This is a genomic window from Limimaricola cinnabarinus LL-001, from assembly GCF_000466965.1.
GTDB lineage: Bacteria > Pseudomonadota > Alphaproteobacteria > Rhodobacterales > Rhodobacteraceae > Limimaricola > Limimaricola cinnabarinus.
This window is the reverse complement of sequence record NZ_BATB01000142.1, coordinates 1-1,830: the sequence shown is the minus strand read 5'-3', so window position 1 is coordinate 1,830 and position 1,830 is coordinate 1. Positions and strand designations below refer to the sequence as shown.

General features: G+C 68.6%; 1 protein-coding gene and 1 pseudogene. One reads left to right on the top strand and one right to left on the bottom strand.

The features are described 5' to 3' along the window. Positions 1–418, bottom strand: a pseudogene (locus MBELCI_RS18710) (hypothetical protein); the annotation flags it as partial. A gap of 134 nt (positions 419–552) precedes the next feature. On the opposite strand from MBELCI_RS18710, the gene MBELCI_RS18705 reads away from it, so the two are divergent. Continuing rightward, complete coding sequence (locus MBELCI_RS18705) at positions 553–1,575, top strand: cytochrome c3 family protein (RefSeq protein ID WP_021695804.1); 1,023 nt, start codon at positions 553–555, stop codon at positions 1,573–1,575. The last annotated feature ends 255 nt before the right edge of the window (positions 1,576–1,830 follow it).

Here is a 1,830-nt window from a genome sequence, read left to right as displayed (position 1 = left end):
CGACGAGGACCGCATCCGGCTGGGCCCCGGGCTCGGGCACGCGGCCGAAGGGGCGGGTCCGGAACTCCGGCCAGAGCCCCTGCGCCAGCAGCGTTTCGCGCAGGTCCTCCCCCGGCATCGCCGGGGCGGTCCATGGCGGCGCGCGGCGCGTCTCGATCACGATCCGTTCGATCCGGCGGCATATCCCGTGTCGATCCGCGCGACCGGCCCGGGTGTAGGGCGACACGACGCGGATCTCGGCCCTGTCCCGATCCCGAAGCAGCGGCGTTCCGACATCGACCTGCGCGCCCTCCGCCACGCAGGCCACGAGCCGCAACGCCGGCAGATCGCGGGCCAGAAGGGCCACGGCGCCAGTCTGGGCCGGCTCCACGTCGGCAGCAGTCGTGGTCGCGGCATGGGGTCTGCGAAAGGCGATCATGCCTGTCTCCTGATCGGGGCCTTGCCCCATTAATCGACCGGCACGTGTGCTGCCGCCTTGATCCAGATCAAGGGCGAACGGCGCGCCCTGCCCTAGGCTTTATCGCATCGGTCATCCCCAACCGGAGGGACACCATGCCCCGCGCCGTCATTTTACTGCCCGCCCTGCTTCTTGGCGGCTGGTCCGCCCTGACGCTTTCGGCGCAGGAGGCCCCCGACCCCACGCCGGAGCAGATCGTCGAGGACTGGCTCGCCTCGTCTCATGCCGACGCGATGTCAGAGGCGTTCCGCCACTGGGACGGCGAGGGCGAGATTCCCGGTGCCTGCGCCACCTGCCATTCCACCCCCGGCTTCGTCGATTACCTCGCCTCGCCGATGACCACCGTGGGCGTGATCGATCACCCCGTTCCGACCGGCACCGTGATCGAATGCACCGCCTGCCACGATCCGGCGGCGGCGTCGCTGGCCTCGGTCCGCTTTCCCTCGGGCCAGCCCATATCGCTTGGCAATGGCGCGGCGGTCTGCGCCGTCTGCCATCAGGGCCGCGCCTCGGGCGCGCGCGTCGAGAAGGCGGTGGACGGGATGGAGGAGGACACTGTCTCGGCCAATCTGGGCTTCATCAACATCCATTACTCCGCCGCGGCGGCGACGCTGATGGGCGCGGAGGCGGGCGGCGGCTACGAATACGAGGGCAAGAGCTATGCCGGGCGCTACGCCCATGTGCCCGGCCTGAGCGACTGCGCGAGCTGTCATGGCCCGCATGACACCGCGATCGAGATCGAGGACTGCACCACCTGCCACGCAGGAGTGCAGGATTTGTCCGCCATCCGCATGTCGCTCGTGGATTACGACGGCGACGGCGATACCGCCGAGGGCATCGGCATGGTGATGCAGCAGATCTGGGAGAGGCTTCTCGCCGCGATCATGCGCTATGGTGCGGAGGTCGCCGCACGCCGATCGCCTATGCCGAAGAGGCCTACCCCTATTTCTTCGCCGATCCGAACGGCGACGGCCGCGCCGATCCCGAAGAAGCGACGAACGACAACCGCTATGCCAGCTGGACCCCGCGGCTCCTGCGCGCCGCCTACAATTACCAGTTCGTCACGAAGGACGGCGGCGCCTATGCGCACAACCCGCATTACACGCTGCAGCTTCTGATCGACGGCCTGCAGGATCTGGCGGAGGTTCTGCCAGAAGACATCGGCGACCTGCGTCGACCCTGAGGCGCGCAGCCGCGCATGTCATCGATGACCGCATCGCTTGATGACTGCCGTGAGCCTGCCCGGAGGCTGACCGACGTGATCTCACCTTTGCTCGAACGCGTATCCCGCCTGCGCCCTGTCGACTTGCCCGAGCCCCCCGCCGGGAAGGTGAAAGCCGGCCAGAGTCATGGCGCCATCATCGACCGAGGCG